This is a genomic window from Thalassotalea insulae (assembly GCF_030161395.1).
GTDB classification, from domain to species: domain Bacteria; phylum Pseudomonadota; class Gammaproteobacteria; order Enterobacterales; family Alteromonadaceae; genus Thalassotalea_E; species Thalassotalea_E insulae.
The window spans coordinates 1708899-1726712 of record NZ_BSST01000001.1 but is presented as its reverse complement, the minus strand read 5'-3'; the positions used below and the strand labels follow the sequence as shown (position 1 = coordinate 1726712).

General features: G+C 37.8%; 11 protein-coding genes. 6 read left to right on the top strand and 5 right to left on the bottom strand.

The window, feature by feature from the left end; translation table 11 throughout:
• The first annotated feature begins 5 nt into the window (after positions 1–5).
• The 5 genes from QQK06_RS07840 (at position 6) to QQK06_RS07820 (ending at position 10342) form a co-directional block, all read left to right on the top strand.
• Positions 6–3032 carry an efflux RND transporter permease subunit gene (locus QQK06_RS07840; RefSeq protein ID WP_284244102.1) on the top strand — a complete coding sequence of 1009 codons (3027 nt, stop codon included), beginning with the start codon at positions 6–8 and terminating at the stop codon, positions 3030–3032.
• Positions 3033–3050: 18 nt separating this feature from the next.
• Complete coding sequence (gene prsK / locus QQK06_RS07835; protein ID WP_284244101.1) at positions 3051–5108, top strand: XrtA/PEP-CTERM system histidine kinase PrsK; 2058 nt, start codon at positions 3051–3053, stop codon at positions 5106–5108.
• A gap of 13 nt (positions 5109–5121) precedes the next feature.
• Positions 5122–6474 carry a PEP-CTERM-box response regulator transcription factor gene (prsR, locus tag QQK06_RS07830; protein ID WP_284244100.1) on the top strand — a complete coding sequence of 451 codons (1353 nt, stop codon included), beginning with the start codon at positions 5122–5124 and terminating at the stop codon, positions 6472–6474.
• Positions 6475–6525: 51 nt separating this feature from the next.
• A complete protein-coding gene (gene prsT, locus QQK06_RS07825; RefSeq protein WP_284244099.1) occupies positions 6526–9294 on the top strand; it encodes an XrtA/PEP-CTERM system TPR-repeat protein PrsT in 2769 nt (922 codons plus the stop codon).
• A gap of 178 nt (positions 9295–9472) precedes the next feature.
• Complete coding sequence (locus QQK06_RS07820) at positions 9473–10342, top strand: PEP-CTERM sorting domain-containing protein (protein WP_284244098.1); 870 nt, start codon at positions 9473–9475, stop codon at positions 10340–10342.
• A 76-nt stretch (positions 10343–10418) separates the two neighbouring features.
• Here QQK06_RS07820 and QQK06_RS07815 read toward each other — a convergent pair whose 3' ends face one another.
• Genes QQK06_RS07815 through QQK06_RS07795 form a run of 5 tightly spaced genes read right to left on the bottom strand, consistent with a single transcriptional unit; the run spans position 10419 to position 16169 of the window.
• Positions 10419–11447 carry an XrtA/PEP-CTERM system-associated ATPase gene (locus tag QQK06_RS07815; protein WP_284244097.1) on the bottom strand — a complete coding sequence of 343 codons (1029 nt, stop codon included), beginning with the start codon at positions 11445–11447 and terminating at the stop codon, positions 10419–10421.
• Position 11448: 1 nt separating this feature from the next.
• A complete protein-coding gene (locus QQK06_RS07810) occupies positions 11449–13044 on the bottom strand; it encodes a TIGR03016 family PEP-CTERM system-associated outer membrane protein (protein ID WP_284244096.1) in 1596 nt (531 codons plus the stop codon).
• Positions 13007–13891, bottom strand: coding sequence for an XrtA-associated tyrosine autokinase (locus QQK06_RS07805; protein ID WP_284244095.1), 885 nt, complete (start codon positions 13889–13891; stop codon positions 13007–13009). Before QQK06_RS07805 ends, QQK06_RS07810 begins: the two co-directional genes overlap by 38 nt.
• A 2-nt stretch (positions 13892–13893) precedes the next feature.
• Positions 13894–15483 (bottom strand): XrtA system polysaccharide chain length determinant, encoded by a 1590-nt coding sequence (locus QQK06_RS07800; protein WP_284244094.1) that lies wholly within the window; start codon positions 15481–15483, stop codon positions 13894–13896.
• Between the two features lie 50 nt (positions 15484–15533).
• Entirely contained in the window at positions 15534–16169 is a 636-nt protein-coding gene (locus QQK06_RS07795; RefSeq protein WP_284244093.1) for an XrtA/PEP-CTERM system exopolysaccharide export protein, read from the bottom strand.
• 223 nt (positions 16170–16392) lie between these two features.
• Here QQK06_RS07795 and QQK06_RS07790 point away from each other — a divergent pair, with 223 nt between their 5' ends.
• Entirely contained in the window at positions 16393–17796 is a 1404-nt protein-coding gene (locus tag QQK06_RS07790) for a TIGR03013 family XrtA/PEP-CTERM system glycosyltransferase (protein ID WP_284244092.1), read from the top strand.
• Positions 17797–17814 lie beyond the last annotated feature (18 nt).

Below are 17814 nucleotides of genomic sequence, written 5' to 3'. Positions count from 1 at the left end.
CGGATATGAAGTTACCTCGTATTGCAATAAATAATGCGCAGTTTACTTTAACGATTGTTATTTTACTGGTATTGGTAGGGATAGTTTCCTATTTCAATATGCCTCGCTCTGAAGATCCTCAATTTGATATTCCAATCACCTTAATCGAAGTTATTTATCCCGGGGTTTCGCCAAATGATATTGAAACCTTAGCGGTTAACCCTTTGGAGCAAGAATTTGCAGATATTGAAGGGATCAAACAAATAGAAACCCAGATTAAAAATGATGGTGCCCGCATCGAAATTAAGTTTATCTATGGTAGTGATCCGCAAATTGCCTTTGATGAGGTTAAGCAGGCGGTTGCTACAGTGAAGCCTAAGTTGCCGAGTGATGTGCAAGATGTGCTAGTGCTCAAAGCGACGCCGACCAGTGTTGCAGTGGCTCAATTGGCGTTATGGAGTGAGCCGATAAATTATAAAGAAATGGAGTTCTACGCAAAAAAATTAGAAAAGCGCCTAGAAACCATCGCCAGTGTGAAAAAAGCGGATATCTGGGGTTACCCGCAGCAAGTCGTGTCTATCGATCTTAATTTAGATTTACTACAGCATTATGGGTTATCGGTTAATCATATTAATCAGGTTTTACAGGGGCGGGCACTCAATATAACACCAGGATTTCTTGATGCCAGCAGTCGTCGTTTTAACGTTAAAGCCAGCGGTAATTATCAGCAAGTTAGCCAATTAGCAGAGACTGTGATTTATTCTAATGCTGAGTTAGTGGTTAAGCTGGAAGATGTTGCTACCATAGAGTTTGGTCATGCTAAGCCATCATATCTGGCGTATTTCAACGAAAATCCCGTGATTTTTATTACGTTAGAGCAACGAAAAAATACCAATATTTTTGATTTAACTAAACAATTAACGGCAGAAGTTGATGATTTTCGTCAACAACTGCCATCAAATGTTAAAGTCACTACAATATTTGAACAGGCAGACAGTGTCGAAACTCGCGTAAATGGCTTCTTTGATAATTTATGGCAAGGTTTAGCGTTAGTCGGTGTGATGTCATTGTTATTTTTAGGGGTAAGGGAAGCATTGGTCGTGATTGCCGTGATCCCTTTGTCGTTTTTAATTGCCATTGGCTGGTTAGATTTTGCTGGTTTTGGTCTACAGCAAATGTCGATTGTTGGCTTAATTATCGCACTAGGCTTATTGGTGGATAATGCTATTGTGGTGACTGAAAGCATTCATCGGGAAAAGAAGCTGCGACTTAACTTAAAAGAAGCGGCAGCATCAGGTACCAGTAGGGTGGGTTGGGCGATTACTAGTGGTACTGTCACTACTATGTTTGCGTTTTTGCCTATGCTGATGATAGCCAGTGATACCGGTGACTTTATTCGTTCTATGCCGGTGACTGTGGTGTTAGTATTACTGGCTTCCCTTCTGTTGGCGTTAACCTTTACACCGTTATTATCAAGTAAACTATTTCAGAGCAAAAGCAGTAAATTTAAAATGTTGCAGCACTATGTTAATGCCTTTGCCCTGAATCATTATAAAAGCTTACTGAGTACATTGATGAAAAGAAAGCTGCTGGTTGTTGTGGTTTTTATAATTGCATTAGCCGGGATGTTTTCTTTGTTTAGCAAAGTGGGGTTGAGCTTATTTCCTAAAGCGGAAAAGCCTATGATGTTAATTGAGGTGGAAGCACCGCGAAATTCCTCTCTCGCTTATACTAATGACGTCGTGCATCAGGTTGCCGAAAAACTGAAAGGTTATCAATTAGTGGATGAGCTTGCCCTGAATGTAGGCAATTCTAATCCGAGAATTTATTACAATGAAGTGCCCAAGCGTGGTGTCGCCAATTATGGGCAAATACTTGTCGTGCTGTCTATGTTTGATGAACATCAAATCAGTCAGTTGGTAGCACAGCTTCGCAGTGAATTTTCCAGTTGGCATCAGGCAAAAATTACCGTAAAAGAATTTACTCAGGGACCTGTAACTGATCAACCTATTACCGTGCGCTTAATGAGTGAATCATTAACAGAACTAGAGGTTGTCGCTAAAGATCTCGGCCAATTTATGGCGAACCTGGATGGTGTAATTAATATTGAAAACCCTATTGGTTTGGCAAATACCGAATTGGTTATGGATATTGATTATGAAAAAGCGGGGATGTCAGGTATTGATATTAATCAGCTTGATTTGACACTGAAAACCATTATTAGTGGTAATTATGTTGGCCAGTTTAGTGATAGTAATGGTGAGAGTTATCCGATTTTGGTCCATCATAAAAATGCTGATTTGACCGTGCTTGATAAGGTGTATATTGCTAATAAGTTGGGACAATTAGTGCCTTTATCTCAGGTGGTTTCGGTTGAACTTGCGAAAGGGCATTCAGAATTTTTCCATTATCAAAAGCAAAGGATGGCGAAGGTTTCTGCTGATGCTGATCATGGTTATTCTGTGACGGCGTTAACACAACAGGTGGTTAGCTATTTAGATAATTACCCATTTCCTGTTGGCATGTATTACACCTTAGGTGGGGAAGAAGAGTCTCGACAGGAGTCTTTTGCCGGGCTTACACAAATTATGATCATCACCGCGATAGGAATATTTTCTGTACTGGTATTGCAGTTTAAGTCGTTTATGCAGCCGTTAGTGATCTTTACTTCGATTCCTTTTGCGATTGCTGGTTCTGTTATCGGCCTTTATTTATTTGAACTGTCATTTTCGATGATGGCGTTTATTGGCTTGATCAGCTTGTTTGGCATCGTGGTGAATAATGCCATTATTTTGATCGATACCGCTAATTATAATTTTAGCCAAAGCGGAGATATGCGCCTTGCTATTTTGGATGCAAGCGCTACTCGTTTTACCCCGATATTATTAACGACATTAACAACTATTGGTGGTTTGTTACCGTTAACTCTGTTTGGTGGCAGTTTGTGGCAGCCATTAGGTGTTGTGATAATTTCTGGGTTATGTGTTTCGGCGATTGCCAGCTTTATGTTGGTACCTATTTTGACGCAGCTATTTACTCGAACTAATTCTTAGTAGAACAAAGCAGGAAGTATGGAATTTATTGGACTTGTTGGTTTTGCCTTAAGTGCAGCCGCTTATTTAGTTTTTACTTTATTGATTTTTGCTGCCCGTAATAAGTCCTTATTAGCACAGTGGATGATCATATCTGCATTGAGTACCCTAGTTGCCAATGCTATTGCTTTTGCCCAGATTAACTGGGGCTTTAACTTGCAATGGGTAATGTTGGCAGATGGCGTTAAAATCGCGTGTTGGTCGATAATGCTATTGATTTGCAATACTGAGCTTACTTCTATTCGGCGCCTGCTAACTAATTATCATATTCGACAGTATGTCAGTGTCTGGGCACTGTTGATGGCAACATCTTGGTTAGCGACCTATCTGCTCGATTATTCATATGAATATTTATTTTTGTTGTTTATTATTTTAAATCTATGGACGTTAGTGTTAATTGAGCAGCTTTATCGTAGTGCCGATGACCACGTGCGCTGGGCAATATGGCCATTGATCGTCGCGTTAGCCAGTGTTGCTATTTTTGATTTTGTTTTATATGCCCAGGCGACCATGGTTAATGGAATTGATTTTGATTTTTGGTATAGCAGGGGCTTTATTGCTTTGGTGATATCGCCACTGCTGCTGGTCAGTACCCGGCGGGTAAAAAATGGTTCGGTGAGAATTTTTGTATCCCGACAGGTGGTGTTTTACAGTTCTATTTTGATGATGGCAGGTATTTATCTGCTGATTATGGCATTTGCCGGTTATGTTATTAACTATCTTGGTGGTCAATGGGGTAGTGTCGTTAGCATTGGATTTTTAATGCTTAGTGGTATTGTATTGGTGGCTTTATTGATCACTGAATCACTCAGACGTAAGCTAAAAGTTTTTATTGCTAAAAACTTCTTTGCCAATCGTTATGAATATCGAGATGAATGGCTGGATTTGATTGAAAAAATTGAAACTACCAGTGCTGAAAACTATTATCAGATGGCAACCACCATTATGATGTCAAAATTAAACGCCCAAGGGGGCGCGATTATCAAGAAAAAAAATGACTTACATTTTGATATCAAATTTTCTCAAGGGTTAGCATTAAGCGATGCGTTTAATTTGCAACTGGCTTTGGTGAGTCGATTTTGTCGAGAAAAAGGCTGGATTGTTGATGTTGACGAATACGAGGTGAAGCCTAGTATGTATCCTGAGCTTAATATTGATGTCGATTTGTGCCATAGCTTTCATGTTCGGATTATCGTGCCTATTTTTATTGGCAAAGCGTTTTACGGTTTATTCGTGATAGGTCGAGTGCATGATCTGAAACAGCTTAATTGGGAAGATCGTGATTTATTGTTTGCGGTATCAAAGCAACTGGGTAATTTTATTTCGCTAAATGAGGCGAATGATGAGCTAGCTGAAGCAAAACAGTTTGATGCCTTTAACCGGATGTCGGCTTTTTTACTTCATGATTTGAAAAATATCCAGGCACAATTAGGCTTGATCACTGCTAATGCAACAAAGCATCGTGATAATCCTGAGTTTATTGATGACGTCTTTGAAACTGTTGACTCAGCGACCGAACGGCTAACAAAAGTGTTATCACAACTAAGAAATAAGCAGATTGTTAACACAAAGGCACGAGAAGTTGCTCTTGATAAGGTCATTGAAAAAGTGGTTGAACAACGTAATATAGAACAACCGCAGGTTATAATTGAACAACTAGCACCGTGCTCTGTTGCGTTAGATCAAGAAAAGTTTCATTCAGTACTTAATCATTTAATTCAAAATGCGCAAGAGGCAACAAGTGATAATGGCTGGGTTAAGGTGAGTTTATCTGTATCGAAAGAGCTGGCTTGTATAATGATTAATGATAATGGTTGCGGGATGAGTGAAACTTTTATAAAAAATCGTTTATTTAAACCATTTGATACCACCAAAGGTAATGCTGGGATGGGAATAGGTGTCTATGAAGCAAAACAGTTTATACAAAGTATTGCCGGTAAAATTAGTGTGAAAAGTAAAGAAAACGAAGGCACTGTATTTGAAATTCAGTTGCCACTTAAAAGATTAGATAGACAATTAGAGAATAATTTAGGTTAAGGACTATATCAGCATGGAAAAACTGTTGGTTGTTGATGACGATAAAGGAATTCAAAAACAATTAAAATGGAGTTTGTCGGATTATGAAGTAATATTGGCGGCTGATAGAGAAAGTGCTATTGCAGCAGTGCGCCGTTATGAACCTAAAGTAGTGACTCTAGATTTAGGCCTGCCACCTGATGAGGCGAATGCAACTGAAGGGCTTGCTGCACTGGAAGAAATTCTCAAAATTGCCCCACATACTAAAGTGATAGTGATCACAGGTAATGACGACAGAGAAAATGCCTTAAAAGCGATTGCGCTTGGTGCGTATGATTTTTATCAAAAACCGATAGAATCGGAAGTGATAAATATTATTGTGGCGCGCGCGTTTAGTGTTGCGTCATTAGAACAAGAAAATCGTTTAATGCGTTCTGTTGGTGGTAACGACATTGGCATCATAGGTAATAGCGAGTCAATTGAACGACTTAGAATGATGGTTAAACGTATTGCCCCGACGCAGATCACTGCATTATTGCTTGGTGAAAGCGGTACAGGTAAAGAAGTGACAGCTAATGCCGTTCATTTGGCAAGTGAGCGAAGTAACAAGCCATTTGTAGCAATAAATTGTGCGTCAATTCCTGAAACTTTACTGGAAAGTGAATTGTTTGGTTTTGAAAAAGGCGCATTCACAGGTGCTGTTCGCACGACTAAAGGTAAAATTGAATGTGCGGAGGGTGGCACTTTATTTCTTGATGAAATTGGTGACATGCCGTTTAATCTGCAAGCTAAATTGTTACGTTTTTTGCAAGAGAAAAAAATTGAACGTTTAGGTGGTCGGCAGGAAATTGAAGTCGATGTCCGTGTGGTGTGTGCGACCAATCAAAACCTGGAAGAAATGGTTGCTAATAAAACGTTTCGAGAAGATTTGTTTTATCGCGTCAGTGAAATTACCCTAAATATTCCTCCGTTAAGAGAACGTGATGAAGATGTCCTCATTTTAGCGCAGTTCTTTTTGCAGCGTTATGCTCAGGAATATAAAAGTAATGGCAAAAGTTTTTCTGATGATGCCCTGAGTGCAATAAAAGCGCATAAATGGCCGGGTAATATCCGTGAGTTGCAAAACAAGGTGAAAAGTTCGGCCATTATGGCGACCGGTACGCAAGTTACTGCGATGGATTTAGGCTTTTTTGATCATACAGATACCGACTTAGAATTGAATTTAAATCTCAGACAAGTAAGGGAACAAGCGGAATCTCTCGCAATTCAAAAAGCTTACGCATTAACTGAAGGCAATATGTCAAAATGCGCAGAATTATTAGGAGTGACTAGGCCAACACTCTATTCCTTAATTGAGAAGTACTCATTAAATATTAATACAGCATAACTACATGGTTTATTTGTTCCTTGTATTGAAACAGTAAATTTGGGGTCCCCATTGAAGTTGAATTTTATCAAGATAATCACTGTCGTTGTTTTTGTCATGTCTCTATCAGTACGTGGGGAAACGGCAGATCAATTATATGAAGAAGCCTTACAGGCCTTTAATCAAAAAGAATATGCTCAATCGATAGTATTGCTAAAAAATACTATGTTTGAAAATCCTCGTCATTTGTCAGGGCGAATCTTACTTGGTAAAACGTATTTGCTGCTAAGTGAATTTGCTAATGCAGAAAAGCAGTTTAAACAAGCATTAACCGATGGCGCTGATAGTAGTCAAATATTGATACCTTTGGGTCAATCCCTACTGTTACAAGGAAAATATCAGGAGTTATTAGATACCTTAACGGTGACCGAGCAAACAACCCTTATTGCTACAGAGATTTTCTCATTAAGGGGGAGAGCATTTTTAGAGCTTACTCAATATGATTTGGCGAAAGATGCATTTGACTCAGCCATAGCTCGTGGTCCACAAGAAGCTGTAGGTTATCTCGGACTTGCTATTCTAGCCCTTAAACAGGGAAATATATCGGTTGCCGATAAATGGATTGATAAAGTCTTCGAATTAGAGCCTGATAACGCAGAAGCGTTACAGTTAAAAGGTGATATTTACTACCAGCAAGGTAAATTGGCGCTAGCAACGACGCTGTTAAATCAAAGTTTAATGGTAGATGATCATAATTTGAGAACACGCTTGTTGTTGGCGGAGATTTATATTGCTGAGTCTAAGATAGAACAGGCGTTAGAGCATATCTCTTTCGTCCTAGAACTTAAGCCTAATTACCCTAACGTTAACTTATTGTATGCATTTGCTTTATTTAAATCAGAGAAAAAAAATGAAGGGACTAAAGTAGCAAAAAATATCTCGTCATATTTGAGTAAATTAGATAGCGAAGATTTAAACCGTTATCCGTCACTCAAATTAATTCAGGGTATCAGCTTATATATGCAAGAAAGTTGGGAAAATGCATATAGTCATCTCAATTTTTACGCTAAACAATTTCCAGGGCATGAGCAAAGTCACCTGATGGTGGCAAATATGGATATTAAATTCGAGCGCTATCAGTCGGCGTTAGAGATACTTGAGCATTATAATGGCGAAGCAAAATCACTTGAGTATTGGCAATTAAATTTAGCGGTATTGGTTAAACTGGGGAAATTTTTTGAAGCATTAGTTGTTGTTGACCATGCGCTGGCACAATATCCAGAGCAGTTATCATTGCTCGAATATAAAAGTAAGTTGTTTTTAGCAACCAACAACTTATCTGAAGCATTAATATTGTTAGAAAAAATGTATCAGCGTGGAGAGGCAAGCGAACAATTGGCAATACTGTTAGGGCAGTTGCAGCTTAGTATGACGCAGGTAGATAAGGCGGCAAAAATTGTTAGTGAGTTACTTGCTAAGCAACCTGATAACCCTGTGTATTTAAGTTTATCTGCCGGGATAGATTTGCAAAATGATAATAGTAAAAGTGCTGGTGAAAAACTAAGAAAAGCTTTAACAAAAGCGCCTAAAATGCTGCAACTGTACGTTAATTTGTATTATGTCTATATGATGGAAAATCAAGTTAAAAACGCGGCAGATATTCTTAATCAGGCATATAAAATTAGTCCAAACCAGCCGTTGCTGTTAGTTAAATTAGCGGAATTATCAGAAAAGTTAAATAATTTTAATACTGCTAATAAATGGCGTGAGCGTTTGTATCAATTACAACCGGATGATGCCGATAATCTCGTCCATTATGCAGATAACTTGATGAAAATAAACCAAGACGAAGCCGCGTTAAAGTTGCTGTTACGTCATCGCATCGATTATCGGCTAAATGCTCAATACTTATCACGTTTGGCGGCTGCGCATTTAAAGCTCAAACAGTGTAGCGATGTGGATCAAGTATTGGGAGTGTTGTATGGTTTGTCATTGAATAATGCCAAGCAACTCGTCGCGATTGCGGATATGTATCTGCAGTGTCGTCGATTTGAACTTGCTCATCGGGCGTTGTCATATGCTGAATCATTAGATATTAATAATGAAAATGTACAATTAATGAGAGCACGGTGGCTGCTTGACATTAATCAGGCACAGTTAGCATTAAAACTATTACAGCCGATAGCAAAACGGGGTCACAAAAAGGCACTCCAATTAGAAATCAGTGCATTTGAGTTTTTGGAAAACTATCAACAGGCAATACTGAGCGCTCAGCAGTTGTATAGCCAGTATCCCTTACCCATTCATGCTTATAAGCTGTTTACGTTACTAGTTAAAGTAAATAAGCATGAAGAAGCTACTGCACTACTGGAACAATACTTAAGTCATTCAGATAACGTAAATATCCGGCGAGTGCTTGCTAAAGCATATTTGAATCAGGGTAATAAAGAAAAAGCTGTACTGCACTTTACAACCTTGGCGATGAATTTTAATGATGCAGAATCTTATCGTCAGCTTGCTATTTTGCTATCAGTAACAAACTTGAAACAAGCGGTTGATTATGCAAAAAAAGCACGTGAACTTAACGAAAGTTCTCCGGCAATTGCGGCAACTTATGGTTGGTTATTAGTGCAATTTGGTCAAGCAAAAGAAGGGCTTGCACATTTAAGGTTTGCTTATGCACGTAATGCAAATCAGCCAACCTTAATGTATCGAATAGGTGAGACATTATTAATGCTAGGGAAACCAGCTCAGGCAAAACAATATTTTCAACAAGCGGTTAAATTTGATTTTCCTGATGCTGAAAAAGCACGTTTGCAGCTTGAAAAGCTTATTGATTAGTACCATTTATTCGTTTGTTTTTCGTGTCAGTATATTTTACAGTAGTGAAAGTCGTTTGTTTTTATGTGCTTGTAATTACTGTGTTTTTTGAGTTGGCCTGAATTTTGCTTTGTAAGGGTAGTTATTCTTTGCCTTTGTGATTCTATGAATTAAAGGCTAGCGTTTAAGGAGTTATAGCGTGAAGCATCCATTACAATTAGTATTAATTACCTTATTGGTATTCGGTAATGTAAGTACTGTATGGGCGAAAAAATCAATAAACGAATGTGATGTATCAGATCTACAGATTACAACATTGCAATTGTTAGATGGCAGTGAGCCAGTTACTTTAGATGTTCCAGCAAGTTCAAGTGATTGTTTAGGAGCATATTATGGTAATAATAGTGAATTTATTAGCCCGAATGAAAATTTAGGCTACGATGAAGATGGTTGGTTAAATAAAGACAGTTACAAGGGCTGGTGGACTGGTCCTGGTGCCTTTGTTGACCAAAGTGATCTTTATGATCTGGATGGTGATGGCGTTGTTGATGATCCAGGTTGGGTATATGTTGGTAAAGATGAAGGCAATGGCTTTAAAGGTCAAACAAGCTCAAATGGTGAAACCTCTTATAGCTTTATTGATGACTTGATCACTTTTGATAACTGTTTAGACAAGAAAGGTAAAAGTACCTCTTGTGTTGGTGGTGAAGCAGTTAAAGGTGAGTGGAGTTACACTCCACCAGCAATGAATCCTGATGAGCTAGTTGACTTACTAGGTGGTAGCTTCTTTGATCAGGTAGCGATTATTTTTAAAGCAGGTAATGCTTTTGCTATGTATAACTTTAGTATTGAAGAATTAAAGTTAGACCCTGTTTTAGCCGGAGATTATAACTATGCATTTACCGGTACTTGGGATATTAGTGAAGTACTTGGCGGAAGCGCATTGTCTAACTTTAGCTTTTGGGCCCGTGATCCTGTTGACGAAACGGTTCAAGTACCAGAACCTCCAACATTATTGTTACTGATTAGTGTGTTTGCATTAATGTTACGTAGAAAATTGAAAGCATAGAAAATATATCATTCTGTAACTAGCAATAAAAAAGCCCTTTTTAAAAGGGCTTTTTTATTTTTTGCTAACTACTAAGCTATGGCTCTATATTTTGTTCCGCATAAAGTTTACTCTTATGCTTGAGTAATTTATCAACATAGCGCGCCATCTTAACTTTTTGCTTGATTGACGATTCTAGTATTTCTTCAACTTCGCGTAGTACTTCTTTTATATTCTCAACATTTTCAACCGAATTGACCACAACTTGCTGTGCTGGTTCCTGACTCTTAAGCTCAGAGCTGTTTAATGAGCCTGTAAGCTCGACTTCCATCTCTTCTGCTACATTCATAATCGCTTCAGTCGTTATTGCGTCTAACTCTTCTAAAAAGCCAAATAACAATAGTCGATCAACAAAAATATTTATTTTGCGTGGTACGCCTAAAGTTTTTTCGTGGATAAGCTCAAAAGCACTATCTGAAAATAAATTTTCACGATTGCACCCTGCTTGATGTAGTCGATGATTAATGTATTCTTTTACTTCTTCTACCGATAATGGTTTTAAATGAGCTGAAGCAATTATACGTTGGCGAAATTGCTCCATATTGGGTGCTTGAATAATGGGCTTTAATTCTTCCTGCCCTAATAAAAAGCTTTGAATCAGCGGCTTATTGTCTAATTGAAAGTTAGATAGCATACGGAGCTCTTCAACGGTTTCTGAAGGCAGATTCTGTGCTTCATCAACAATCAGTAACGCTCGTTTCCCTTGTTTGTTCAGGCTAATTAGAAACTGCTCAATTGCTTGTAACAAATCTGCTTTGCTATCGCCTTTACATTCGATATGAAATTCGGAAACTACTAATGCCAGTAGTTCCTGAGGATCTAACTTAGTCGTTACCAACTGTGCTGCTACTATGCTTTCGTCACCTATCTGGTTAAGCAAGTTTCTGGCTATCGTGGTTTTTCCTGTGCCGATAGGGCCTGTGATGACAATAAAGCCTTCTCCCTGATCTAAACCATATTGTAAGTAAGATAACGCTCGTTGATGATGGCTGGAGGCAAAAAAGAACCTGGGATCTGGACTTAACTGAAATGGCTTTTCTTTAAAGCCATAGTAATTTTCATACATATTAAAAATCTTTTGTGATTTTAAAGGCCACTCGACCTTCTTCGTAATTAAACTGTTGAGTATTTGAACTACGATTGACATGGGCTAATTTAAAATCAACTGCCAATCGACTATTTAGGGATTTTGTATAACTGAGCGAAATACTACGGTAGCGATCTCTTCTTTCGATATCTGTATGTTTTCGCAGCCAGTTATCAGTATATGACGAACTAAGGCTTATATTTGAATGGCCTGAAATAGCACGAGACGCTGAAAAACTTAGATAAGTCTTATCGTCTTCATTTCTGGTTTCTAAATCCTCCCGATTGGAAAGTTCTGCGGTAAGCTTAAACTTTGTTCTGCTTAACGCTAGTTCGCTGTTCCATGAAAGGGTTTTATACAGAGAAAACACATTATCTTCGGTGAGTTCATAGTCACTGACATTAACTAGCTGAAATTGATCAAAATCTATATCTTGATTACTACTAATAAAGCAATTATTTAAGTCAATGCTATTACCACTAGGACACCAAAATGCGCCTAGTTCGATAGCTTGATAGTGTCCGCGAGTGAAGCTTTTGACTTCTTCTATATAGCTAATTTCGTTGCTTAATCGTCGATTTCGGTGTTGCAATGTTAAGCTATAAGTATCACCAAAAAAACGCTGTGAATAACCAGCATTTATCGATGTTCTAACCGATGGCTGCCAATTAATACGTGAGTCAATATAATTCCCTAACTTTTTCCCTTCTAAATCAAAGCTAGTGCCTATCGGGGTATTGTAAGATACATCTAGATATAACCTTGGTGTGACTAACCATCTAACACCGACGCCGTAGGAATTAGATTCTGTTGACCTGCCACGCTGGATTGTACCGGTATTATCTTCGTCGAAATAACGTAAAAACGGGTTCACTTTCCACTGGGTAATTAAACCTAGTTTCATTTCCCCTTGGTAGCTTTTACTCGTTTGACCTTGGTTTTTCCGTTCTTGGTATTGACTATCAACATTCCAGAATATGTTGCTAACGGAGGAGCCATTTTCAGATAACAACTGAGAACTATATCCTTCGAAATTACCAATATCATCTTCTGATTGAGCGAGATTATATTTTATATTGGAATTTATATGAAATTGGCTATTACTTACTTTGTAAGCTAACCCGCCACTGTATCGTTCAACCCTAACTGTATCGGCTGATACAATATCTGCTAAGGAATTTTTGGCATTATTTCTCGATCTATTATCAATATCAGCACTTCCCATTAATGAGAAGCCTTGGCGACCCAACTTTAAGTCAAACTCGCTACTTAGCGTATGGTAATCGTTATCCAGTGAATGATCATGACTGTATGCAGCATAAATACTGCTCGAAGACAGGGCAAATGTCAGATATTGAGATTCAAACTGAGTATTAATATCAACGCCTGCCTGGCTGACCAAGCTTGACTGCTTCTCACTTATTGAGAGTTCAACGTTATCGGTTAGCACCTCATTAACTATTAGATTTGGCGAAAATAACCACTCACCAGCATAGGCTGGTTGAACTAGGCAAGCTGCAGTAATATAAAGTGCTAATTTAGTCTTTTTCACCGTATCCGTAGCCATAATAGCCATACAAATCCTTATGAGATCTAATTGCTTTATTCATAACAATGCCAAGAGCTAAGTTTTCGTTAAGTGACTCTGTAGCGGCTTTGATACTTGCTATTGTCGTTTTGGATTCTTCTACCACTACTATTGCCTGGCCAACTAAATTGGCGAGTACTAGGGTTTCTGTTACCCCAATTAAAGGGGGACAATCAAAAATAACAACACGATCAGGATATCGAGTGGCAAGTTCATTAGCCAGAGCAGCCATTCTTTCACTTGCTAACAGTTCATTAGATAAGTGATGAGGTTGTCCAGCGGGCATTACCCTAAGGTTGTCGATATTGGTTTGGAAAAGTACATCGCTGACGTTTTTATCAGGTTGTAGTAAATAATCAATTAATCCTTCTGTTTGTTCTATTCCCAGTTCTCTGTTTATGCTGGGTCTAAGCACATCAGCATCAATAAGTAGCACTTTTTTATCTTGCTCTGAAGCTATACTTAACGCGAGGTTAATGGAAACAAATGTCTTACCTTCGTTTGGTTTTGCACTACTAACCATAATTAAATTAGGATGGTTTAACAATTTAGCGCCACTACCAAAGGCATTGTTTAACAATTTACGCTTTATTTGTCTAAATTCATCTTTAATACTTTTACGCTCACCCGTGTCAACAAGATAACCTCGTTCATTTAGACTTTCAGTATCTATGTTAAGAGTTTTTGGATGCCTTGCTTGTTCATCACTGATGGTAGATTCATGTTGAGAAACTTGCTCTTTAGGTGCATTTTCAGAGTCCGCAGAAACTTCTGAAGTCGCTTTTGTTGCTTCTTTTGCCGCCTTACGAGCTAACGCTTTTTCAATGGTACTCATTCTTAAAGCATTCCTTTTATTGGAGCCATAACTTGTTCAGGAAAAATTGAATAAATGATAAAACAGGCTAAAAGCAAAAATAGTAAAGTATTGGAGATAATAAAGACAATAGTCTTCCTCTTATGCCATTGCTGTAAGCCCAATTTTTCAGCCGCAGAAACTACGCCGAAAACGGGTATACCAGTTTCTTTAGTTATTTGATTTCGAGAGGTAACAACAGGATTTATTTGGCTAACTAAAAATGATAAACCTAATCCAATCCCTAATCCTACCACTGTACTCGCTAACAAAAATAAAATTCTTTTTGGCCCTGTTGGTTCAGCAGGAGCTCTTGGTGGATCAATAATTCTAAAATTGATTTTACTCGTGGTTTCATCTGCTTGTTTGGCTAGCTGCGCTGTTTCTTTACGTGCTAACAGTTCTTCATATTTTTTCTTAGTGATATCATAACCACGGTTTAATGCCGTCAGCTCTGCTTCAATTTCAGGTAAAATATGAATTTTATTTTCTAGATCTTCTACCTCTTTGGCATAGTTATCTCTTCGTACCTTGATAGAGGCAACTTGATTTTCCAATTGATTGATTTGGATCTGCAAATTTTGAATAACTGGATTCTGGGAAATTTGTTTGGCTGATTCATTACCTGAACGACTAGCTAAATAGTCCTGAATTTCTTTTTCTTTCTGAGCCAATAGGTGATCTAAACGGTTTTTAGCTTCCTTAACATCAGGGTGTTGTTCTGTATATTTTAGCAGTAATGAGTCGAGTAACGACTGGAGCTCTGTGATTCGCCCGTCATAACTGGTAATGATGGTATTTGAATCCTTAATATTTGATTGCGTGTTTTCTTTTGGTACATTTGAAGACGCAAGTTTGCTTTTCGAATTTTTAAGTTGAGATTCCGCTTCTGAAAGACTTAACTCGATAGCTTTAAGTTGCTCTTTTGCAATGCTTAACTTGTTATAATAACCGCCATATTGATTAGGTAAAACATTACTGTATTTTTGTTTAAATTCAGTAAGTTTTGCTTCATCAGATTGCAGGCGGCTTTCATATTCCTTTAATTGCGTGTCTAAAAATTTTCCTGCCGTATCTGTATCGCTACGATTTTCACCTAAGGTGTTTTCTATAAATACAGTTAGCGCTGACTGCACCACATTCTTAGCCATTTCAGGATCTTTATGTTGATACGAAATAGTAAAAATGTTTTCACGTCGCCCTCCTGTTTTTTTGATAACTATATCTTCTTTTAGATTATCGACAAGTTCTTCGTAATCCTTTGGAGTTGCTACCTGTATATCGAGATCAGTCATACGAGTGATTCGCTCGATATTTGGACGGCTCAATAGGGTTTTGACCATGAGCTGAATTTGTTGGTCAGTATTAGTTTCTACTGTTAATCCTTTAAGGAGGGGTCCTAAAATTGATTGAGTGTCAGCATAAACTCTAGCCTCAGACTCGTAGACATCATCCATATTGACAATTAATATCCACAACAAAGGGCATATTGCCCACGTAGATACCATGATGTATCGACGCTTTAACCAAATTCCTTTTAAATAATCTAAGACTTGTTCTAATAACTCTTGCATTCCTGACCTCTAAACTACAGGGGAGTAAACTTTAATTGGATAAAGTAATGTTAAAACCATGTTTCTGGAATTACGATAATATCACCTGGAAGCACATCAACGTTAGCCGATATTTTTCCATTTTTAATTAAGTCTTCAATCAATATGGTATATTGTTTTTGCTTACCATTTTCAATTCGAACTAATACTGCACCATTGCCATCGGCAAACTCTGTTAATCCGCCCACTTGAATCATGACGTCGAGTAAGGTCATATGTTGTACATAATTAACCGCTTGTGGTTGCGCAGCTTCTCCTATTACCCGGATTTGCTCACCAAATGGGCCGACAAAATCATTGACTGTGACAGTCACAACGGGATCTCTAAGATATTTCGATAAAATCTCTTCTATTGTTCTAGCTAATTCTGTTGGCGTTTTACCTGAGACAGGAATATCTTCAACTAGTGATGTAGTGATCATGCCATCAGGTCGAACTTTGAAGGTGCCAGAAACTTCGGGATTACGCCAAACGAAAATATTAACAGTATCACCTGCACCAATTAAATATTTATATGAATTAACATCAACAGTTTTAGACTGATGTATTGTCGCAGGAGGAAGCGAAGGCGAACTGCAGCCTGAGATAACGTAGATAATACAAGTAACTACTAAATATTTTAAATTCTTGAACAATCGATATTCCATGGTTTTAACCTTTTTAAAGTTATCGCAAAACAGTTATAAACTACCAGATTCTATTTGATTTTTATAGCCGATGCACTTATTAAATTGCTGTAAAAAAAAAGTAAATTTTGCTAGTATGCGTTTCGTGGTATTTATATTCATCCTAATACTCATTCTAATAATTGCCAAATTTAATGAAAACAACTGGTTATTGTAAACTTTTATAAGGGAATGCTCGTTATTTATGTCTAGTCCAAAGTTTCGTGATTTGTCGTCAGGAAGCAAATCTCTCGTTATTATTGAATTATTGTTGTTTGCTAGTGCCTTTCTGGTTTCATTTTACGGTAATAGTGTTATTACAATAGTTGAACATATTGAAATTCCAAAGAATTTCATCTTTATCTATGCGTTTGTATTTGCGTTGGTTGTGCAGCTGTCATCACTGGCTTTAGGATTATATAATTCTAAACTCAGAGAAAGCTTCAGAGGCCTAGTGCGCCGAATATTAATGTCGGTGGCAATAGGTTTCTTTATTGTTGTTCTAACAAATCCTCTATATGCAAAAAATGCATTGCCAATTGAATTATTAGCTGTTGCGTCCTTGATTAGTTTTTTTGCTATTTGTTTGTTTCGTTATATCACTTATCGAGTTGATTTTTTTGGTTTAAATAAACGTAATGTCTTGGTGCTGGGCGCTGGTGAACGGGCTTCAATTATTGAAAAACGTATGCGTCGCGGTGTTGATCGACAATGTTTCTTTATGCATGGCTTTATTACTATGGATGGCGATTCGGAACAAGGCATAGTTAATGAGAATAAAATTGAACTCGATGGCTCATTAGTTAGCTATGCGTTGGAACATGATATTGATGAAATAGTTGTCGCAAGTGACGAACGTCGCAATAACTTACCTGTAGATGAGCTTTTTGCCTGCAAAATTCGCGGTGTTGAAATCACGGAGATTTTAGATTTTATTGAACGCGAAACAGGTCAAATTGCGGTTAATTTAATCTATCCAAGTTGGGTGATTTATTCCAACGGCTTTGCATCAGCAAACCATTTAAGAAATACACTAGATTGGATCTTCAACGCCAGTATCGCATTTTTCTTGTTTTTGGTTACCTGGCCGGTAATGTTGATCACAGCGATTTTAATAAAGCTTGATGAAGGGATGAAAGCGCCAATATTTTACCTACAGGAACGCGTTGGTTTAGATGGACAAGCGTTTAATATCTATAAATTTCGTAGTATGCGTGTTGATGCTGAAAAGCATGGAGCACAAATGGCAACAGAGAATGATGACCGGACTACGAAAATAGGTAAATTTATTCGTAAGTATCGTATTGATGAATTACCACAGATATACAACGTTATGCGTGGTGATATGGGCTTTGTTGGTCCACGCCCTGAACGTCCAGAATTTGTTCAACAGTTGATTAAAACTATTCCTTATTATAATGAAAGGCATAATGTTAAACCGGGATTGACCGGATGGGCACAGTTAAAGTATCCATACGGTTCGACTGAAGAAGACTCATTAGAAAAATTAAAATACGATTTATATTATATTAAGCACAGAAGCTTTATGTTGGATATGTTGATTCTAATTCGAACTGTTGAAATTGTGCTTTTTGGCAAAGGACGATAGTCTTTTGAACTAAACTTT